Below are 20,709 nucleotides of genomic sequence, written 5' to 3'. Positions count from 1 at the left end.
AGGGGTCGGCGTTGCCGAGAATCAGTGACCCTGCTCGTTGCGTGCGGCGCTTCGACAGGGGCCGTCAGCGTTGCGCTGATTGCCCCTGTCGATCGCCCGGTGTCTGAATCAGCCTCAGGCTGAGACCACGGCACGTTAGCGAGGGAGGGTCATTGGCGAATGTAGGAAAATTCGCAAATATCGATGTTCAAACCTTAAAAGATCCAGAGCCTGCGATCAGTGCTCCAGGTAGGTTTCCAATTGCGCAGCAAGGTGCTCCATGGCCTGCTGAAGGGCGTCCACCGCCTCGGTCAACACCGCCGAATCCAGACCTTCGCTGGCGGTTTCCAAGGCCTCACAGGCCTGAATCAGCGACTGCGCCTTGATGATCCGCGCCCCCCCCTTGACCCGGTGTGCAAGGTCAGCCAACCCGGGCAAATCATGCTGTGTGAACAAGCGCAAAAGTTTGGCCATGTCGTCGTCATTACTGGTGGCCAGATCTGACAGCAGGCTCTTGATTGACGCCCGGTCACCTCGGGTCAGTTGCTCAAGACTGCTCACGTCAAAATCAACGCCGCCCTCCGCCATGCCGGTATCCTCAACTTCGTTTGCAGGTCGGGCGTGAGGCGTAACCGAGGCCAGACGCGCATTCAGATCCTTGAGACTGATGGGTTTGAACAGGCAATCGTCCATGCCCGCTTCCGCGCAACGCACCCTCTCCTCGGCCAGTGCATTGGCGGTGAACCCCAGTACCAGGCTGCGCGGTAACGCTCGTGCAGCTTCTTCGTCGCGTATCGCCCGCGCCAGCTCGTAGCCGTTCATGATCGGCATGTTGCAATCGGTGATAACCACATCGAAAGACTCGTTGCGCCAGGCTCGCAAGCCATGGGCACCGTCTTCAGCATCCGTGACCCGGTGCCCCAGATAAGTCAGTTGCTGGGACAACAACAAACGGTTGGCCGGATAGTCATCGATCACCAGGATATTCAGCGCCCGACTGACCGTCACCGGTTCGATCTCGGCCACCGTCACGCGTGCCTGGGGCTGGAGAGTGGGTAAACTCAAGCGCACCTCAATCTGCGTACCCTGCCCCAGTTCGCTGTGCATCGTCAGCGTGCCGCCCATCATTTCGCACAAGGTGCGACTGATCACCAGGCCCAACCCGGAACCGCCCTGCGCAGACTGGCCATGGTTGCCAGCCTGCGTGAACGGCGTGAACAGCCGTTGCTGATCTTCGACGGATATTCCGCGACCACTGTCTTCGACCCGCAGGCATAGCGCCAACCGATCCTCGTCAGTTGCAGATTCGACCCGCACGCGCAAAACGACGTGGCCCACCTCGGTGAACTTGATCGCATTGCTCAACAGATTCGACAGCACTTGCTTGAAGCGCAGCGGATCGATCAATACGTCTACGTTGGCCAGCGCATCCAGATCCAGTTGCAGGCGCAGTTGTTTCTGTCGCGCCAAGCCTTCGAATATCCGCACCACCGACTCGATCAGCTCACGCAGATTGGCCCGCTCCGGCGCCAGCGACAACCGGCCGGATTCGATCCGTGCGATGTCGAGAATGTCGCCGATAAGATCGAGCAAGCCCCGCGCTGCGCCCGAGGCCACCTCAATGGCGAACCGATCCATGACGCCCTGATCGGCTTTTTTCATGGCCAGTTCAAGCATCCCGATCACGGCATTCATCGGCGTGCGGATCTCGTGGCTCATGGTCGCCAGGAACGTGGTCTTGGCGCGGTTGGCATCATCGGCGCCATCTTTGGCGATGCGCAGTTCATGCAACAGTTGCTGGCGTTCGCTGACGTCGATCCAGCCGGAAATCATGCCGCTGACTTCGCCATCACTGCCACGGTAAGGCAGCATCCAGTGATAAATAGTCAGGACACGACCGTCTGCCAGGCTGAGCCTGCGATCCTCAATCCGCGGCACGCCTTCATCCATGACTTGCCGGTAATCGTTTGCAAAGCCCTGCGCTTCGACAGTGTCACTCAGCACACCGTCGGTCACGGTTTTGCCGATTACTGCTTCGCGTTCAACGCCAAACACTTGCAGGTAACCGCTGTTACAAGTCACCAGCCGTCCTTCGCGGTCACGCACATAGATGGGGTGTGGCGTGCCGTCGATCAACACGCGCATGAACTCCATCTGGTCGTTGAGGGCGATTTCAGCCTGGCGCCGCTTGCGCATCAGCATGCGCAGGTAAGCAATCCAGCCGAACGCCACCAGTAGCAAGACGCCGGCAATGATGAACCCTTGAATGATCGTGCTGCGGTGGCGCAACCAATAGCTGTCGTCGACCACAACGTCAGTACGCCAGCGGTTGGTGATTTCATCCATTTCTTCAGGGGAAATGCTCAACAGCGCCTTGTCGAGAATCGAGTACAACTCCAGCGCACCACGATCGGTGGCCAGTGCTATGCGCGCCTGCTGAGTCCCCACGGTGCTGGTGACTTGCAACTGACCGCGATACTGGCGGGAGATCAAGTAGCGGGCATTGAGCAAAGAATTGATCGCGCCGTCGACTTCGCCCTGCGCAACCATGTTCATCGCGTCGGCAGCATTTTGTGCCGTCACCAGGTGCACCTGAGGGAAATGCTCCACCAGGTATTCGCGCAATACGTTGCCGCGAATCAACGCTAAACGCTTGCCGGCCATTTGATCCAGGGTCTGGGGATTTGCATCGCCGCTGGCCGTGACCAATACGAACGGGTTGGTCAGGTAAGGCCGGGTGAAACGTAAAGCGCCTTCACGCTCGGTACTGGGGGTAAAAGCGGCGAGCATGTCAGCCTTGCCACTGGTCACCCGATCGACAAGATCGCTGACCGAATCGGCACGTTGCACGTCGAACTTCAGGCCGGTGCGCAAACTGACCTTGGCCAGGACATCGGCACTGATGCCTCGAAAATTGCCTTCACTGTCGAAGAACGTCAGCGGTAGAAAATTCTCGTTGATCGCCACTTTTATCCTGGGATGCCCCTCCAGCCAACGCTGCTCACTGACACTGAAGTGCAGGGTCTGTCGCCCGGGCATGGTCGCGCCCCCGGCACTCCAGCGGCGCAAAATGCTCATGCGCTCACTGGTGGGAATCGTGTCCAGCGCCGTATTGAGGATACGCAACAGTCGGTCATTGCCACGACTCACGGCAAAGCCGAATGGCTGCACTTCCATCCGCGAGAAATCACTGAGCTGCACGTTATTGAGGTAATTCTTGCTGATCAGGTAATTGGAGCTGATCGAGTCACCCAGGTACACGTCCGCCTGGCTGAACGCCACCGCACCGATAGCGCTCAAGGTCGAGGGATACAACTGGATGATGGCTTTGGGATAGAACGCCTTCACCACTTCTGGTGGCAAATAGTGATAGAGCATTGCCACGCGTTTGCCAGCCAGATCCACCGGCAGGTTCTGGTTCTCGCCGATACGGGTCAACAACGTCGGTTGATCGTCGGCGTACGGATTGGACATCGCCAGGTCGGGATCGACTGCCTCGTAACCGTTGGCGGTGCCCAGCAAATCAATCTCACCGCTTTTGAGCGCAGCCAGCACCTCGGTGCGCGATTCAAACCGACGCACTTCGACCTTGATATGCAGCAACTGAGCGATCAACTGCGCATAGTCGGCCGTCAGACCTTCGTAGTCATTGTCATTGGTGGTAATGCCAAACGGTGTGTAATCGGGCGCCGAAGCGCCCAGCAACAATGTTTTGCGATGCCGCAACCAGCTCCAGTCCGCTTCGTCGAGTGAAACCGAATACTCATCGACCGTCGAACGCCCAAGCAACTGCAATGTTTCAGGCACAGCAGCAAAGGTATTGCCGGCAACGAGCAAGCCAGACAACAGAAGGCCGACGAAGCATTTTTTGAAGGAAGTATTCATTCAGACAAGGTTATTGCGCTTGGCAAAATCGGCGAGGTACACCACCGATTTGACCTTGAGCTTCTCGATCAGGCGGGTCTTGTAAGTGCTGACGGTTTTGTTGCTCAGCAACATCGCTTCACCGATTTCCTTGTTGCTCAGGCCATTGGATAACTGTTGCAGGATCGCTAATTCACGATCGGACAGGCTCTGGATGAGCTCCAGATCATTGGCATCGACATCACTGCGCCGTACCGAGCTGGTGGCCAGATTGGGAAAGAAGGTATAGCCGTCCATCACGGCCTTGATGGCTTTGATCAGTTCATCGAGGTCGTTGGTCTTGGAGATATAACCAGCGGCTCCGGCCTTCATGCAGCGCATGGAATAGAACAGCGCCGATTGCGAGGTCAGCACCAGCACCTTGCTCGACAGCCCCAGTGCGCTGATGCGCGAAATCACTTCCAGCCCATCGAGCTTGGGCATGGCGATATCCAGAATAATCAGATCCGGGGCGTGTTCACGGGCCAATTGCACAGCATCGGCGCCGTTGTCCGCCTCGGCCACGACTTCGAACTGTTCCTGCTTGAGCAGCATTTTGACCGAAGAGCGAATGAACGGATGATCGTCCACAACTATCGCTTTAAGCATAAAAACCTCTGGAGAGCACGCCGGCAACCGACATCGTCAAGGCCATGAGTGAGAGTGGTACAGCAAGCCATTCGGTGCGTGCAGCAAAAATACACGAGCGAGAATGAAGTGTAGGAAAATTCTGCAAACACATCGGAGCAAACCGTGAAGTATTCACTGTGCACCCTCCAACGCTTCCAGCCATTGCAGCAAATCGTGCCCAGTCATCGGCCGGGCCAGGTGATACCCCTGACCGGTGTCACACCCCAGTTCAAGCAAGCCCTCGTGAATCCGCGAACTGCTGACGCCCTCGATCACCAGCCTCATGTCCAGCGACTGCGCCAGCCCCTGTGTGCAGGTCACCATGGCGCGATTGCGTTGACGATCCAGGCGCTGGACGAAGCGTCCATCGAGCTTGATCTGATTGAACGGTAGCTGGCAAAGCAGCTTGAGCGAGGAGAAGCCCACACCAAAGTCATCGACCGACAGACCGCAGCCCAACAGTCTCAGGCGCAGGAGGTTTTCATGGATGCCGGGGGCGCTGTCGAGCAAGCCGTTTTCCGCCAGTTCGAACATCAGCGTCGAGCCCTTGAAGGCATGTCGCTCAAGTGCCCGTTTGATGTGCTCGATCAGTTCACCGCTGGCCAGTTGCGAGGCATGCAGGTTGAACGCCAGCGTCAGGTTGAAACCTTGGCGACGCAAGATGCCCATCAGGCTCAAGCCCTGCTCCAGCAGGTGTTTGAACATTTGATCAATCAAGTCATACGCCAGCACCGCTGCCAGGAACTCACTGGGCAGCAACACACCCCGTGCCGGATGCTGCCATCGCGCAAGCGCCTCGAACCCGACGGCTGTGCCGGTCTGGAGTTCTATCTGCGGCTGAAACCAGGCACGAAACTCTCCCAACGCAAGCCCGCGGCGCACCTCATCTTCACTGGGCAGTTCTTTGCGCAGCACGCTCGGCACCGGCACTGCCCGAGCGAGACTGAAGCGGTGCAGCAGACGATGCAGTGAGCGCAATTGAATGGGTCGCCGCAGTATCCCGAGCAGTTGCAGCCCGGCCAGCGATTGCATTTGCCCCAGCGCACGATGCAACTCTGGTTGCAATTCGCTGCACAGCACCACCGCGCGCACCATGCCGCTTTGACTGGCGCACCGCAGAAACTCAAGGCAATCGAGCCCGCGGTCGGTCAGGTCGCACAGCACGATGTCGACGCCGCCATACAGATGCATCTGCACCATCGCATGTTCGCCATCCGTGGCTTGTACCACGTCATGTACGCCCAGGCGCTGCAACATCTTCACCAGCACGCTGCGCGCAAAACCTTGATTTTCCAACACCAGAATACGTGGGGAGGCCATCGTCAATTCATCGCTTAATCGACCCGAGAGCAGGCATATTGGCGACAGTCGAGAGCATGCTGCGAAGGACTTATCCGACAGTCATGTAGGAAATTTCCCAGAGACAACGCATACAAATAATAGCGCCGCTGGCGCCGGCAGCCTGCCTCAGTAATAGATGATCTGCACCACCATGATCGCTTCGAAAGGTCCGACCTTGGGATCGCCCAACGATACGACCGAAGCACTGAACGGCAGGTCGATATGAGTCACGTCCGCCGGGAAATTGACCAGAGGAAAAGGTTCGTTGATCGGCACCAGTTGGTTGCGTGAGTCCCGCACCTGAATGCCGAACTGGCTATCACTGGTGGGCACAAGGGTGTAATCACCCTGCTGTTGAGTGGTGACCAACGTGGCACCCAGGTTGATCGCCGTGCTGCATCGTTTCTCCAGCGCCAGGCTGAACGGCCGGGTCGGATTGGGCGGTGAGAAGCCAGTGGCGGTTTTCTGGATAATCCCGAAATCGACGATTCCAGGCTCCGGAGTGACCGTCACATCAACACTGCAAGCCGTCCCGACAATGTTTTGCAGGCCGCTGAGTTGAAAACGGAAATTGCCGAACGGGTTGCCCGGCCCGCCATTGAGTCCATATAAACCGTCGAACTGGAATACATCGTACGTATCTTGTGAGGGCCGCTGCAGCGGTAACAGCCCGCGTTTGCGGATGACCACCTGAAACGCGATGCTCGGACTGACCAACGAACACGGCAACATCTCTGCATCATTGGTGGCAGACGGGCAGCCGCGTGAAACAAAACCGGTATTCACCCCTTGGGTTGGGTTGGCGCTCCAGTCACCGTCCCAGGCTGTCACCCCCTTGTACACCAGACCAAACTCAATACCCCAGGGCGTCGCGTTCAATCCGGCCGGGTTGCCGTAGAAATAAATCGGATCGTCTTCGGCAAAATGGATGTCGTGAACCTTAAAGCACTTGGCGGGCACCACATGCGTTTTCGAGCGCCAGATGATCGTACCGTCCGGCACGGTATCGGGCACCGACACCGGACCGATGTACTCACTCAGGTAAGAGCCGTCATTCAAGGATTTACACAACATCGCCCAGGACGCCTGAGAAAACATCAGCAACAGCATCGCCAGACAAAGCCTGAGCTGCGTGCGCTTCATGGCTTGACGCCCGTGCAGACATTCGCTGCGCAATTGAACAGCGTATCGGTCTGCCCACCGAAGTCGTTCATGTTCGATACCCGCAGCGAGGTGAACGCCGTGCTGGTCAATGGAAAGCGTGCGTTGGCGTAGGGCGCGATCATGATCGTGTCGATCGGCATGCGGGTCTTTTGCTCACCGGCCAGCAACCCGACCACGGTGATGTGAAACGGCGTCGGGTTATCCACCAAAAGCTGTTTAGTGCCCGGATCGACTTTCAGCTTCAGGCCCAGTGCCAGATCGTCGCCACGTTCGCGTTTGACCGAGGCCGGGCGATAGAACAGCTTGATCTTCGACTGCAAGGCGATCTGCATCGAATTGACGGCCTGGGTCTTGGGCGGAATCTCGCGCACGTTGAGGTAAAACACCGACTCGCGATCTTTGGGCAAGGCCAGCTCAGGCAGTTTCACGATGCGCAGCACGCTGCTTTCACTGGGTTCAATGCGCTGCAATGGCGGCAGCACCATGAACGGCGTCGTGACCTTCTGACCGGCTTCGTTTTCGATCCACGACTGCACGACAAAAGGCAACTGTGCGTTCTTGTTGCTCAGCGTGACGCTGACTGACGGCGCGCTCTCCTCGAACACGATTCGCGTTCGATCCGGCACCACGGCCGCGTTGGCCAACAACGGAACACACAGGCCTGCAATGAGGCCCAGACGATTGAACAGGCCACGGGTTGTGGCCGATGAAAGAGTTTGCATGAGGTCTCTCCGCAAGGATAAGGACAGGGCCTGGTTCGGTCCCGGATTAAAGGCAGCGCACGGGTTTGGCGATGTTGGTCACGACGTCTTCTTCAGGCAGTGCGGCCAGGGCACAACGATTGACGTCGTCCCACACCGCGACCAACTCAGCCTGCGCTTTGACGCCCAGCAGGTAAGTCACCCCGGCTTCACCGACGATGCCCACTTCCTTGTTGGTGTGTTTGTCCTGCACCGACGCACCGAAAGGCACCGGTTTGCCATCAGCCCGGGTCAACGTCACGTAGGCGTTATGCCCACGGGCAGTGGAAAAATTGACATAGCCGATAGCGCCCTCGGTCAGCGCCAGACGCTGCACCGGGTTGGAGACTTCTGTGTTGAGCGGTAACTTTTCCATGTTGATCCGCGCTTCATAGGCCTGGAACGAGGGCAAACCGTCCATCACCGCGTAACCGGCCCGGTTGGAACGGGTCTGACCACTGAACGCCACGTCCGGCACGCCGTCGGTCGACACCAGCAACCGGGTATCGCCATTCGAGCCGTTGCCATGCGCCGACACGCCATAGCGGGTGGCGACCAGCGAACTGTCGAGCTCGCCGGTCAGCGAACGGTAGGTGCTGCCATCGGTGGTAGCAGACGCGTTGGCTCGATAGCGGGATGCGCGCTTGCCGACATATGCGTTGACGTAGCGGTTGTCCCCGATCCCGCCATACACCTGATAATTCAGGCCATCGCCGTCGTCATGGCTATAACCGACGTTGCCCGACGACGCCCCTGCTCCCGAGCGCTGCATGTTGCTCGACAACATCGAGTTACCACCCAGCGGAATGGAAACCCCGAGATAGATCTGCGAGTCGTTCTGCCGCGTATTGCGGGTTTGATACGCGGACAGGTTGGCGTTGATGTTCTTGACGTTGCCGATGGAAAAACTGCGCGCCAGCGACAGACCGAAACGCTCGGAAGGCGCGGCATCCCAATAGGTGGAATGGTCGTAGGAGACACTCGTCGACAGCCAGGAAAAATGCTTGGCCAGCGTCACCGAATAACGCTGTTTGCCCGAGTTCAGCGAATAGGAATCCACATCACCGACAAACTGCGAGAAGTTGGTAAACGTCTTGTCGGAAAAGCGATAGCCGAGAAACCGCAGGTCTGTGCCAATGGCATCGAAACGCTTGGAATAGTTGATCCGGTACGAGTTACCGACCACCGTTTCGCCACTCCAGCGCAGCTTGGCCCGCGACGTGGTGACGTCTGCCGACAAGGCGCCGAACACCCCCAGATCCTTACCGACACCGATGGCGTCCGAGAAGTAATCCGAAGCTGTAAGTACGCCGCCATACACGGTCCAGTCCCGTGGCAAACCGTAGGCGATCTCTGAAGCGATAAACCCGGGCTCGGTGCCACCGGCGCCGTTGAGCCGCGGCTGCCCGGCCGAAACCTTGTAGCGCAACTCGCCCTCGCGGGACAGAAACGGTACCGCCGCCGTGGTGACTGTAAAGGTCTGCTCGGTGCCGTCCTCTTCGCGCACGGTGACATCCAGCGTGCCTTGGGCGCTGCTGTTCAAATCCTGAATGCTGAATGCGCCTGGCGTGACCGTGGTCGAATACAACACACGGCCCTGCTGCGACACAGTCACGGTCGCGTTGGTCCGCGCCAAACCGCTGATCAATGGCGCATAACCGCGCAAACTGGGCGGCAGCATGCGGTCGTCACTGCTCAGCGTGGCACCACGCAGGGCAAACGTATCGAACACATCGGAGTTCAAATAATCTTCGCCCACCGACAGTTTCGAGCGGATGGCCGGCAAGGCGCGATAGGCATAGAGACGGTTCAACTGGAACGCCTTGCTGTTGATATCGCCACTCTGGTTACCGGACTCTTGCCGGGCCTGGTAATCGGCACGAATCCGCCAGGCGTCAATGTTCAACCCGGCCGTGCCGTAACTTTGCAACGAACGGGAATCACCGGATCCCGAGGACTGGCGGCTGTTGGCAATCACCCGGTAATCAAGCAATGCGCCGTCCAGCCCCTCGCTCCAGGCCGCCGGGGGAATGTAATTGGGATCGTCATATTCGAACGTCGCCTGCGGCAGACTGATCGAGAGTCGGCCCAGACTTTTGATGTACTTGATGCTGGCGTTGTCGATCCCGCGCAAATCAACGCACTGGCCGTCAGACAGTCGTGGCAGGCTCTTCAATACGTCCGGTTTCAAGCCGAACATCGCCACCAGTTCTTCTGGCAGGCAGGCGTAACTTTCCTGCGGATCGTCAGCACTTTTGAATTCAATGGAACGGTTGCCGAAGTAACGCTGATTGACCGTGATATCCAGCAAGTAACTGCCGGGCACAGTGTATTGGGCATGGGTAAACTGACCGAGGCTGATATTGTCCTTTCGATCAATATTCAGAAACTCCGAATTGAACTCCACGGCATTTGAATAGCGCGCAGAGGTGATCAATACGCAAGACACAAAAAGTGTGCGGCAGTACACGGGCAATACCCTTTAAACAGTGCTCTGACGGATAAGAAAAAAGGGGCTATCGCCCCTTTTCCTTAAAACAATCGATACGGGCGTATCAGTTGTAGGCAACGGTGAAGTTGGCAACGCTGTCCGCTTCACCGGTGGTCACGGCAGCAGCGGTGGCTTCGTACATCGCCGCGAAGGTCACGGTGTTGTTGCCGTCTTGCAGAACGACCGGCGCGACCTGCTCCTTGCCGTTATCGAGCATTTCACCAGCGCTGGCCTGCAAGCGGATGCCGACGTTCTGGGCCAGGCCAGTAGTAGCGAACAGTGCTGGAACCGCCGGGTCCTGCACACCGCTGAAGGTAAAGCGGGCGTTCTTCTGGGTGGTGGTGTCGCAGTCGGTCAGGACGATGTCGAACTTGACCGGGTCGGAGCGATCACCCGTAGCCTTGAAACGGTTCGACGGCACCTGCCCCAGCGACACAGTTTGATCAAGGGAGTTGGCGTCGATACCGCATGCACCGGAAACGATTTCACCGATAAAACGCACGGTGCCTGGGTTGCCGGTTGCAGGCGCAGCATTGGCGAAAGAAGCAAGGCTCATGGCAACAGCAGCGGTAGTCACAGCGAAAAACTTATTCATCGTAGGCATCTCTAGGGATAGTTATTTATCAGGCCCAGCGGCCTGGTTTCCCAAATAACTCACGAGCGGCAACCTGGTTTATCGCTGTAACAAATAAACCATGGCTTATTTCGACAACTGAAGCCCCCCATACTTTTGGCCATCGCCGCCGGTATTTTCCTGGCCCAACAGTTGTGAAAAAAGTTTATGCCTCACTGATTATTCAGGACCGGGCATCTCTGCTCCGGGGAAAATAATGAGTGATACCCCCTAGTGAAAATGTAAGTTCTTTCCCTCCAAGATGTAGGATATTTCCCAGCGCTAATCGGTAGTACTCGGACTCCAGAACGCCTGCACTACCAGCGACGACGTCGAGATCCGCGCGACCAATGCGTCCAGTTCATCGCCATCAACCGAGGTGGTGGCCAGCGTCGCTTCGATCTCGATTTCATCGGCGCCGAAGGCATGTACGTCGACATCGCTGGCCGGGTAATTACTGCGTTCCAGTTCCGCTTCGAGCAAGGCGAACACGGCTTTCTGCTGCGAGCGCCGGGCGATGACGTAGACGATGTTGGTGACTTCCGCCGAGACCACGTCCAGTGGCTGACGGTTGATGTTGTTGACGATCGGGCGCAGCAAGGTGTTGGCGGCGAGGATGAACAGTGTGCCGAGCACGGCTTCGGCGAGCAGATCAGCACCTGCGCAGGCGCCGACTGCGGCGGAAGTCCACAGGGTCGCGGCGGTGTTGAGCCCGCGCACGTTGCCTTCTTCGCGCATGATCACCCCGGCGCCGAGAAAACCGATGCCGGAGACCACATAGGCGACCACCCGCACCGCGCCTTCAGCGCCGGCGAGACGGTTGGCCATATCCACGAAAATCGCCGCGCCGACCGCCACCAGCACATTGGTGCGCAGGCCGGCAGTGCGTTGCCGATACTGGCGCTCGAAGCCGATCAGGCCGCCGAGGATGAACGCGGCGCTGAGGCTGATCAGGGTGTCGAGCAGCGAAGTGAGGTTGAGATTGTTGATGGCTTGCATGATGAAATCCTTGAAAAACACACCGTCCCTGTAGGAGCTGCCGCAGGCTCGGGCCGCGATCGGACGATCTTTTGACTTTGCCTTTTAAAAACAAGATCAAAAGATCGCAGCCTGCGGCAGCTCCTAAAGGGAACAGTTTTGTCCGAACTTTACTGCCAGCCGAACCGGCGGATGTAGAACCCTTTAACCGCTTGGGTCAACGCCATGTACGCCAGCAGGATCACCGGCAGGAACACGAAGTACAGCGATGGCAGCGCCTGCAATTTGAAGTAATGCGCCAGCGGGCCCATTGGCAGGAAGATGCCCACGGCCATGATGATCCCGGTCATCACCAGCAGCGGCATGGCGGCACGGCTTTGCAGGAACGGAATCTTCGGCGTGCGGATCATGTGCACGATCAGCGTCTGGGTCAGCAACCCCACCACGAACCAGCCCGACTGGAACAGCGTCTGGTGATCCGGGGTATTGGCGTCAAACACGTACCACATCAAGGCGAACGTGGTGATGTCGAAGATCGAACTGATCGGGCCGAAGAACAGCATGAAGCGCCCGACGTCGCCCGGCTGCCAGCGCTGCGGTTTTTTCAACATCTCCTCATCGACGTTATCGAACGGGATGGCGATCTGCGAAATGTCGTAGAGCAGGTTCTGCACCAGCAGGTGCATTGGCAGCATCGGCAGAAACGGAATAAATGCACTGGCGACCAACACCGAGAACACATTGCCGAAGTTGGAACTGGCGGTCATCTTGATGTACTTGAGCATGTTGGCGAAGGTCCGGCGCCCTTCGAGCACGCCCTCCTCCAGCACCATCAGGCTCTTTTCCAGCAGGATGATGTCGGCCGCTTCCTTGGCGATGTCCACCGCGCTGTCCACGGAAATACCGATATCGGCGGTGCGCAGCGCTGGCGCGTCGTTGATGCCGTCGCCCATGAAACCGACCACATGGCCGTTGCCCTTGAGGATGCGCACGATGCGTTCCTTGTGCGACGGCGTCAGTTTGGCAAAGACGTTGGTGGTTTCCACGGCCACTGCCAGTTCGGCATCGCTCATGCGTTCGACGTCGTTGCCCAGCAACAGGCCCTGTTGCGCGAGGCCGACTTCGCGGCAGATCTTCGCGGTCACCAGCTCGTTGTCGCCGGTCAGCACTTTCACCGCCACGCCATGCTCGGCCAAGGCCTTGAGCGCCGGCGCGGTGCTTTCCTTCGGTGGATCAAGGAATGCCACGTAACCAATCAGCGTCAGATCCTGTTCATCGGCCAGGTTATAGACGTCGCGACCTTCAGGCATCGAGCGGGCCGCCACCGCCACTACGCGCAAGCCTTCAGCGTTGAATGCTGCGGTGACCTGACGAATCCGGGTCAGCAATTCATCGCTCAAGGCTTCATCGACGTCGCCGTGACGCACGCGGCTGCACACCGCAAGCACTTCTTCCACCGCGCCTTTGCAGATCAGTTGATGCGGCTGACCGCGCCCCTCGACCACCACCGACATGCGCCGACGGTTGAAGTCGAACGGGATCTCATCGACCTTGCGAAACGCGGTGCCGACTTTCAGTTCGCGGTGGACTTCCACGTGTTCGAGCACCGCTACGTCCAACAGGTTTTTCAGGCCGGTCTGGTAGTAGCTGTTGAGGTAGGCCATTTCCAGCACATCGTCGGAGTCTTCGCCCCAGACGTCGACATTGCGCGCGAGGAAAATCTTGTCTTGGGTCAGGGTGCCAGTCTTGTCGGTGCACAGCACGTCCATGGCGCCGAAGTTCTGAATGGCATCGAGGCGTTTGACGATGACTTTCTTGCGCGACAGAAACACCGCCCCCTTGGCCAGTGTCGAGGTGACGATCATCGGCAGCATTTCCGGGGTCAGACCGACGGCAATCGACAGCGCGAACAGCAGCGCTTCGGTCCAGTCACCCTTGGTGAAACCGTTGAGGAACAGCACCAGCGGCGCCATGACGAACATGAAGCGGATCAGCAGCCAGCTGACTTTGTTGACGCCTTGCTGGAACGACGTGACCGCACGATCAGTCGCACCGACACGTTGCGCCAGGGCACCGAAGTAGGTGTTGTTGCCGGTGGTGAGAACCACTGCCACCGCCGTGCCGGACACCACATTGGTGCCCATGAACAGGATATTTTCCAGCTCCAGCGGATTGCGTGTGTCGCGATCGGCCTGACGTGGAAACTTCTCCACCGGCATCGATTCACCGGTCATCGCGGCCTGGCTGACGAACAGGTCTTTGGCGCTGAGCACCCGGCAATCGGCGGGAATCATGTCGCCAGCCGACAGTACGATCAGATCGCCCGGCACCAATTGCTTGATCGGCAACTCGGCCCGCGGTGCGTCACGGCGCATCACCGTGGCGGTATTGCTGACCATGGCCTTGAGTGCGTCGGCGGCCTGGTTGGATTTGCTTTCCTGCCAAAAGCGCAGCAGCGTCGACAGCACCACCATGGAGAAAATCACCACGGCGGCTTTGAGGTCTTCGGTCAGCCACGAGATCACCGCCAGCAAGGTCAGCAGCAGGTTGAACGGGTTTTTATAGCAGTGCCACAGGTGGGTCCACCATGGCAGCGGTTGCTCATGTTCGACTTCATTGAGGCCGTGCTGCGCACGCAAAGCATCGACTTCGAAATCGGTCAGGCCTTCGGCATGCGTGCCCATTGAAGACAGCAACACAGCGCTGTCGCCATGCGCGGCATCCACCAGCGTGTTGGCCAGAGTGGGCGGGACTTCACGGCTGACCGTGGTGTCGTTGATGGTTTCCAGCAGCGCCAGGCGACGGAAGTGCCGGGCGATGTGGCGGGTCCGCAGAAAACCTGCGAAAAATTCCTTGAGCGTAAGTTTCATGGCTGTTGCCCCTGTGGTCAGCCGGGAAACCGTCAAGCAGGTACGGCCGCGCCTCGTCCGCCGGGTAAACCGGCACGGCAAGGTTTGGCGCGCCGGTCAAAAAAGACAGGCGTGTCGATAGGGCTGCAATGGCGACGATAAAGTCGACATCACGCTCTGTTCAGCGTCGATGAGAAGGAACGTCCAGACACGACCAAGGACTGGCCATGCACGGGATGCCGCTGCTCGCTGTTACGGCGAGACAACGGCACAAAAGAGGCGCGTTATCTTGCCGAGAATCTGCCGGTTACCGAGACCGGCCGACAACTGTCACTCGAACAAGTACCCACTGTGGGTCTCCGCTATTGATGAAAACGCGCGAAGCTTACGCCTCGATGTCTGGAGAGTAAACCGGCAAAAGGAGGTGTGTCGGGGAATGTGGGGGGCGTTCAGGAAGGGTTCAGGATTCGGATTTTGTGGTGCTTTTGATGGCCCCTTCGCGAGCAGGCTCGCTCCCACATTTTGTCCTGCGTACACAGAACCATTGTGGGAGCGAGCCTGCTCGCGAATGCGGTGTATCAGGCAATGCTGATTCAGCTGGCAGTCGCCAACAACAGATCCGCCATCGACCGATGCCCACGGTTCTTGCCATGCTCATACAGCGAGCCGGCAATCTCGTCCGCACGGATCGGCAACACCGACAGTAGCGTGTCACTCAGGCCATGGCTGGCCTGGCAGAAGCCCTGCATGTAGATGCCGGCCTTGCAGCGCTCATCAGTGATCAGCTTGTAATTGCGATCAACTTCGAAGTCGCCCAAATACTCTTCCAGCGGTGCCAGCAATTTACGGTGCATCTGCCGCTCGTAGCCGGTGGCCAGCACCACGGCGTCGTAAAGGCGCACGGTGACTTCGCCAGTGGCGTTGTTGCGCACCGCCAGTTCGATACCGTTTTCAGTAGCGGTGGCGCTCTCGACGGTGGTCAGGGTGCGAAACGCATGGCGGGCAATCCCGGAGACTTTCTGGCGGTAGAAGATGCCGTAGATGCGTTCGATCAGGTCGATGTCCACCACTGAGTAGTTGGTGTTGTGGTACTCGTTGACCAGACGTTCACGCTCGGCATTGTTCTGCTGGAACACCAGATCGGTGAACTCAGGCGAGAACACTTCGTTGACGAACGGGCTGTCGTCTGCAGGCTTGAGGGCCGAGCCACGCAAAATCATGTCGACTTGCACCGACGGGAACGAATCGTTCAGATCGATAAACGCCTCCGCCGCGCTCTGCCCGCCTCCGATGATCGCGATGCTCATCGGCTGATTGTTCACGCAAGGCTGCTTGGCCATCTGCGACAGGTATTGCGAATGGTGGAACACGCGGGTGTCGCCTTTCAACGCCTTGAACGCCTCGGGAATTCGTGGCGTGCCGCCGGCGCTGACCACCACCGAACGAGTGGTACGTACATGTTGCTGGCCCTGGCTATCGCGGGAAATCACGCGCAACGCTTCAACCTGATGGTTGTGCAGTACCGGCTCGATGGTCAGCACTTCTTCACCATAACGGCTCTGCTCGGTGAACTGCCCGGCGACCCAGCGCAGGTAGTCGTTGTACTCCATGCGGCACGGGTAGAAGGTGCCGAGGTTGATGAAGTCGACCAGACGGCCGTGGTACTTGAGGTAATTGACGAACGAGTAAGGGCTGGTCGGATTGCGCAGGGTCACCAGATCCTTCAGGAAGGAAATCTGCAGTTCGCTCTGGGTCGACAGGGTATTACCGTGCCAGCTGTAGTCGGCCTGCTTGTCGAGGAACAGTACATCCAGTTCGCCGTGCGTCGGGCCGCGCTCTTGCAGAGCGATGGCCAGCGCCAGGTTCGAAGGGCCGAAACCGACGCCGATCAGGTCGTGAACGATGGGCGATGCAATTGCCTGTGTCATTTCCAGTGTCCTCTGGATGAACCCCTCAACAAGGGGAAGGAGAGCCTAAGTGACCTGACCGGCCTTGAGCAGGACAGCAGGTCGTCTGTTGAGTAGGAACGAGGACAGTGAAATAAAATTTACCGGCGATGGCTCAATGGGCATCCCATTGCTTGATCCGCAGGCGGCAATGTTTCATGGCATTGACGATATGCTTTTCCACCAGAGCCTTGGAAATGCCGAGCTGTTCAGCAATTTCCGGATGCGACAGGCCGTCGATCTTGCGCAGCAGAAAACTTTCACGGCAGACGGATGACAGTTCGGCCAGGGCACGCTGGAGCATTTCCAGGCGTTGGCCGTGATCGAGGGTGCCGTGGGGGGAAGGCGTGAAATAGCGCTCTTCATTGTCGAGCACTTCCAGCGGTTCGACTTGGCGCAGGGCATTGCGCCGATGATCGTCGATGACCAGATTCAACGCCGTGCGATAAAGAAACGCCCGAGGTTGCTCGATCGGCGTGTCGCTGGAACGCTCCAGCACCCGCAAATAGGCGTCATGCACCACATCCTCGGCAACCTGACGGTTGCCCAGCTTGGCGTTCAGGAAACACACCAGCTCGCGATAGTAGTTTTCCAACATGACTCCCGGCCGCAAAAAGGTGCGGTTTCTGTCCTTGAGCACACTGATCGATGAACACGCGATGAGCGGTAGCAAGATAGTGGCAACGTGAGGTGCGTAATTTATAGTAATTCTCATATAGATTTAAAGTAGCGTTTGTCTTTGCCCGATAAATAGTCCTGCGCTATAGCTGTTACATCGTGTGTCAGCGCTTAAATTCCCCTGCACTTTCCTCGTTTACAGGACAGCTTCCCGTGTCTGTCGTGCCCTGCGACAGCGTTCAGCGCTGCCCGAATCTGTGTGCGAGCCGAACGACGGGCCGATTTCCACTGGCCGGAACCCTGCATGAAACGTCCCCGCCCCGCCCGACGCGCCCTGCTCGCAGTCCTTTGTCTGATCCCCGTTGTCGCTTACGCCGCGTGGCAGATCATGCCGCCGGGCCGGGATAAATTTGCCACCGTGCAAGTCACACGCGGCGACATCGAAAGCAGCGTCACTGCGCTCGGCACCCTGCAGCCACGTCGCTATGTCGATGTGGGCGCACAGGCGTCAGGACAGATTCAGAAGATCCACGTGGAAGTCGGCGACGTGGTCAAGGAAGGCCAGTTGCTGGTGGAGATCGACCCGTCGACGCAGAAGGCCAAGCTCGATGCCGGGCGCTTCTCCGTCGAGAATCTAAAGGCGCAATTGCAGGAACAACGCGCCCAGCATGAACTGGCGCAACAGAAGTACCAGCGCCAGCAGAATCTTGCCGCCGGCGGTGCAACCCGTGAAGAAGACGTACAGACCGCCCGCGCCGAACTGAAAGCCACGCAGGCCCGCGTCGACATGTTCCAGGCGCAGATTCGTCAGGCCGAAGCCAGCCTGCGCAGCGATCTGGCCGAACTCGGCTACACCCGGATCTATGCGCCGATGGCCGGCACAGTGGTCGCCCTCGATGCCCGCGAAGGCCAGACCCTCAACGCCCAGCAACAGACACCGCTGATCCTGCGCATCGCCAAACTCTCACCGATGACGGTGTGGGCCGAGGTGTCGGAAGCCGACATCGGCCACGTCAAACCGGGCATGACCGCTTACTTCACCACCCTCAGCGGCGGTAACCGGCGCTGGAGCAGCACCGTGCGGCAGATCCTGCCGGTGCCGCCCAAACCGCTGGATCAAACCAGCCAGGGCGGTGGCAGCCCGGCCAGCGCCAGCAAAAGTGGCAGCGCCCGCGTGGTGCTCTACACCGTGCTGCTCGACGTTGATAACGCCGACAACGCGCTGATGGCCGAAATGACCACCCAAGTGTTCTTCGTCGCGAATCAGGCCAAAGGCATCCTTACCGCACCGGTGGCAGCCCTGAATGGCAGCAACCAGGCCGATCGGCAAACGGCTCGAGTGGTCGCCCCCAACGGCAACATCGAATCGCGAGAGGTGCACACCGGCATCAGTGACCGTCTCAAGGTGCAGATTCTCGATGGCCTGAGCGAAGGTGATCACTTGCTGATCGGCCCGGCTGACGGCAGCGGGGGTTGAATGCAGACGCCCCTGATCGACCTGCAGGACATCCGCAAATCCTACGGCGGTGGCGACGCCCCTGAAGTTCACGTCTTGCGTGGCATCGACCTGTCGATCCATACCGGCGAGTTCGTCGCGATCGTCGGCGCTTCCGGCTCCGGCAAGTCAACCTTGATGAACATTCTCGGCTGCCTGGATCGGCCGACGTCCGGCGAATACCGCTTCGCCGGGGAAAACGTCGCCGGCCTGGACAGCGACGAACTGGCCTGGCTACGCCGCGAAGCGTTCGGTTTTGTGTTCCAGGGTTATCACCTGATCCCGTCCGGCTCGGCCCAGGAAAACGTCGAGATGCCGGCCATCTATGCTGGCACGCCGGCGGCCGAACGTCATGCCCGCGCGGCCGCCCTGCTCGACCGACTCGGCCTGGCCTCGCGCACCGGCAACCGTCCGCATCAGCTTTCCGGCGGCCAACAACAGCGGGTATCGATTGCCCGCGCCTTGATGAACGGCGGCCACATCATTCTTGCCGACGAACCCACCGGTGCCCTCGACAGCCACAGCGGCAAAGAGGTCATGGCGTTGCTCGACGAATTGGCGAGCCAGGGCCATGTGGTGATCCTCATCACCCACGATCGCGAAGTGGCGGCCCGGGCCAAGCGCATCATCGAAATCCGCGACGGCCTGATCATCAGCGACAGCGCCAAAGACAATCCCGACGCACAAACCACTGCCAACCCGGACGCCTTGCAAGCGGTGGATCTGCGCAAGCGTCTGGCCGAGGGCGCCGAGGCGACCGGTGCCTGGAAAGGCGAACTGGTGGACGCGTTGCACGCGGCGTGGCGGGTGATGTGGATCAACCGCTTCCGCACCGCGCTGACCTTGCTCGGGATCATCATCGGCGTGGCGTCGGTGGTGGTGATGCTGGCGGTCGGCGAAGGCAGCAAGCGCCAGGTCATGGCGCAAATGGGCGCGTTCGGCTCCAACATCATCTACCTGAGCGGTTCGGCACCCAACCCACGCACGCCGCCGGGCGTCATCACTCTGGACGATGTCCGTGCCTTGGCGAGCCTGCCGCAAGTGCAGCGGATCATGCCGGTCAACGGCGCCGAGGCCGGGGTGCGTTACGGCAATATCGACCATATGAGTTATGTCGGCGGTAACGACACAAACTTCCCGGCGATCTTCAACTGGCCGGTGGTGCAAGGCAGTTATTTCACCGACGCCGATGAACAGAATGCCGCAGCCGTTGCGGTGATCGGCCACAAGGTGCGCAGCAAATTGCTCAAGGATGTGATCAACCCGATCGGCCATTACATCCTGATCGAGAACGTGCCGTTTCAGGTGGTCGGCGTACTGGCGGAAAAAGGCGCCAGCTCCGGCGACTCCGACAGCGATGATCGAATTGCCGTGCCCTACTCGGCAGCCAGCGTGCGACTGTTCGGCACCCGCGATCCGGAATACGTGGCCATCGCCGCCGCCGACGCACGCAAGGTCAAGGAAGCCGAACAGGCCATCGAACAACTGATGCTGCGCCTGCACAATGGCAAAAAGGATTTCGAACTGACCAACAACGCGGCGATGATCCAGGCCGAGGCACGCACGCAAAACACCCTGTCGCTGATGCTCGGTTCGATTGCCGCGATCTCGCTGCTGGTGGGCGGTATCGGCGTGATGAACATCATGCTCATGACCGTGCGCGAACGCACCCGCGAGATCGGTATCCGCATGGCCACAGGTGCCCGACAACGGGACATCCTGCGCCAGTTCCTCACCGAGGCCGTGATGCTCTCGGTGGTCGGCGGCATTGCCGGGATCGCGTTGGCGCTGATCGTCGGTGGCGTGCTGGTGCTCAGTGAAGTCGCTGTGGCGTTTTCCCTGATGGCCGTGCTCGGCGCCTTCGGCTGCGCACTGGTCACCGGTGTTGTCTTCGGCTTCATGCCGGCCCGCAAAGCTGCCCGGCTCGACCCGGTCACGGCCCTTACCAGTGAATGATCGATC

The 20,709-nt window shown here is 59.0% G+C and carries 13 protein-coding genes; 2 read left to right on the top strand and 11 right to left on the bottom strand.

The annotated features are described in order from the left end of the window. Positions 1-216: 216 nt before the first annotated feature. The 11 genes from PSH79_RS09620 to PSH79_RS09570 form a co-directional block, all read right to left on the bottom strand. Positions 217-3,864, bottom strand: a complete 3,648-nt coding sequence (locus PSH79_RS09620; protein ID WP_305442356.1) for a transporter substrate-binding domain-containing protein — start codon at positions 3,862-3,864, stop codon at positions 217-219. Further along, positions 3,865-4,491 carry a response regulator transcription factor gene (locus PSH79_RS09615; protein ID WP_305442355.1) on the bottom strand — a complete coding sequence of 209 codons (627 nt, stop codon included), beginning with the start codon at positions 4,489-4,491 and terminating at the stop codon, positions 3,865-3,867. It lies immediately after the preceding gene. Between the two features lie 153 nt (positions 4,492-4,644). Beyond that, positions 4,645-5,832, bottom strand: coding sequence for an EAL domain-containing protein (locus PSH79_RS09610; protein WP_305442354.1), 1,188 nt, complete (start codon positions 5,830-5,832; stop codon positions 4,645-4,647). 147 nt (positions 5,833-5,979) lie between these two features. After that, complete coding sequence (locus PSH79_RS09605) at positions 5,980-6,996, bottom strand: fimbrial protein (protein WP_305442353.1); 1,017 nt, start codon at positions 6,994-6,996, stop codon at positions 5,980-5,982. Further along, positions 6,993-7,739, bottom strand: coding sequence for a molecular chaperone (locus tag PSH79_RS09600; protein WP_305442352.1), 747 nt, complete (start codon positions 7,737-7,739; stop codon positions 6,993-6,995). Before PSH79_RS09600 ends, PSH79_RS09605 begins: the two co-directional genes overlap by 4 nt. A 46-nt stretch (positions 7,740-7,785) precedes the next feature. Then, complete coding sequence (locus PSH79_RS09595) at positions 7,786-10,164, bottom strand: fimbria/pilus outer membrane usher protein (protein WP_305442351.1); 2,379 nt, start codon at positions 10,162-10,164, stop codon at positions 7,786-7,788. 148 nt (positions 10,165-10,312) lie between these two features. Next, positions 10,313-10,843 (bottom strand): fimbrial protein, encoded by a 531-nt coding sequence (locus PSH79_RS09590; protein ID WP_305442350.1) that lies wholly within the window; start codon positions 10,841-10,843, stop codon positions 10,313-10,315. Positions 10,844-11,143: 300 nt separating this feature from the next. Further along, a complete protein-coding gene (locus tag PSH79_RS09585) occupies positions 11,144-11,860 on the bottom strand; it encodes an MgtC/SapB family protein (protein WP_187676895.1) in 717 nt (238 codons plus the stop codon). A gap of 149 nt (positions 11,861-12,009) precedes the next feature. Further along, entirely contained in the window at positions 12,010-14,709 is a 2,700-nt protein-coding gene (mgtA, locus tag PSH79_RS09580) for a magnesium-translocating P-type ATPase (protein WP_305442348.1), read from the bottom strand. A 572-nt stretch (positions 14,710-15,281) separates the two neighbouring features. Further along, a complete protein-coding gene (locus PSH79_RS09575) occupies positions 15,282-16,616 on the bottom strand; it encodes a lysine N(6)-hydroxylase/L-ornithine N(5)-oxygenase family protein (RefSeq protein WP_305442347.1) in 1,335 nt (444 codons plus the stop codon). Between the two features lie 133 nt (positions 16,617-16,749). Next, a complete protein-coding gene (locus tag PSH79_RS09570) occupies positions 16,750-17,232 on the bottom strand; it encodes a sigma-70 family RNA polymerase sigma factor (RefSeq protein WP_305442346.1) in 483 nt (160 codons plus the stop codon). 324 nt (positions 17,233-17,556) lie between these two features. On the opposite strand from PSH79_RS09570, the gene PSH79_RS09565 reads away from it, so the two are divergent. Both PSH79_RS09565 and PSH79_RS09560 read left to right on the top strand, forming a co-directional pair. Continuing rightward, on the top strand, positions 17,557-18,729 hold the full coding sequence (locus PSH79_RS09565) for an efflux RND transporter periplasmic adaptor subunit (RefSeq protein ID WP_305442344.1): 1,173 nt from the start codon (positions 17,557-17,559) through the stop codon (positions 18,727-18,729). Continuing rightward, complete coding sequence (locus PSH79_RS09560; protein WP_305442343.1) at positions 18,730-20,703, top strand: MacB family efflux pump subunit; 1,974 nt, start codon at positions 18,730-18,732, stop codon at positions 20,701-20,703. It abuts the gene before it with no gap. Positions 20,704-20,709: the final 6 nt, after the last annotated feature.

This window comes from Pseudomonas sp. FP2196, from assembly GCF_030687715.1.
Lineage (GTDB): Bacteria > Pseudomonadota > Gammaproteobacteria > Pseudomonadales > Pseudomonadaceae > Aquipseudomonas.
Note: the sequence above shows the minus strand (reverse complement) of the source record. Positions and strands in the feature narration are given on the sequence as shown.

Bases quoted from the DNA above. Each gene is read 5' to 3' on its own strand.
- PSH79_RS09620 (WP_305442356.1), bottom strand. From the start codon at position 3,864: ATGAATACTTCCTTCAAAAAATGCTTCGTCGGCCTTCTGTTGTCTGGC.
- PSH79_RS09615 (WP_305442355.1), bottom strand. From the start codon at position 4,491: ATGCTTAAAGCGATAGTTGTGGACGATCATCCGTTCATTCGCTCTTCG.
- PSH79_RS09610 (WP_305442354.1), bottom strand. From the start codon at position 5,832: ATGGCCTCCCCACGTATTCTGGTGTTGGAAAATCAAGGTTTTGCGCGC.
- PSH79_RS09605 (WP_305442353.1), bottom strand. From the start codon at position 6,996: ATGAAGCGCACGCAGCTCAGGCTTTGTCTGGCGATGCTGTTGCTGATG.
- PSH79_RS09600 (WP_305442352.1), bottom strand. From the start codon at position 7,739: ATGCAAACTCTTTCATCGGCCACAACCCGTGGCCTGTTCAATCGTCTG.
- PSH79_RS09590 (WP_305442350.1), bottom strand. From the start codon at position 10,843: ATGAATAAGTTTTTCGCTGTGACTACCGCTGCTGTTGCCATGAGCCTT.
- PSH79_RS09585 (WP_187676895.1), bottom strand. From the start codon at position 11,860: ATGCAAGCCATCAACAATCTCAACCTCACTTCGCTGCTCGACACCCTG.
- mgtA (WP_305442348.1), bottom strand. From the start codon at position 14,709: ATGAAACTTACGCTCAAGGAATTTTTCGCAGGTTTTCTGCGGACCCGC.
- PSH79_RS09575 (WP_305442347.1), bottom strand. From the start codon at position 16,616: ATGACACAGGCAATTGCATCGCCCATCGTTCACGACCTGATCGGCGTC.
- PSH79_RS09570 (WP_305442346.1), bottom strand. From the start codon at position 17,232: ATGTTGGAAAACTACTATCGCGAGCTGGTGTGTTTCCTGAACGCCAAG.
- PSH79_RS09565 (WP_305442344.1), top strand. From the start codon at position 17,557: ATGAAACGTCCCCGCCCCGCCCGACGCGCCCTGCTCGCAGTCCTTTGT.
- PSH79_RS09560 (WP_305442343.1), top strand. From the start codon at position 18,730: ATGCAGACGCCCCTGATCGACCTGCAGGACATCCGCAAATCCTACGGC.